This is a genomic window from Brevundimonas sp. P7753, assembly GCF_013386595.1.
GTDB classification, from domain to species: Bacteria; Pseudomonadota; Alphaproteobacteria; order Caulobacterales; family Caulobacteraceae; genus Brevundimonas; species Brevundimonas bullata.
On record NZ_JACARP010000104.1, the window covers coordinates 451 to 839 of the forward strand.

The window sequence follows — 389 nt, forward strand, 5'->3', positions numbered from 1 at the left end:
CGAAGGTCGCGCCCGTGGTCACCTTCGGTTCGATCGAGCCGATGTACTGGGTGTCGGACAGGACGCGAGCGCCCATGCCTTGCCAGCCGCCTTCCTCGAAGGCGCCGCTACGCAGTGCCGTCCCCAGCACCTGCACCGCCGGACGCAGGTAGAAATGGCCTGAACGGATGGTGCGGCCTGCCTCTGCCCCCAGTTGGGCATAGCCGTTCTNNTGCCCAACTGCGGCGTGCGCCGATACCCAGGTCAAAGCCATCGCCCTGGGTGTTCATACGACCGCGGTCGATCGTCTGGCGGGCGAGGCTGTTGTAGCCGCCCGACAGCGACAGGGTCCAATCGGCGTTCAGGCGCTGTTCCATGCCGACGCGGGCGTTGAACACGCGGCTGGTGGC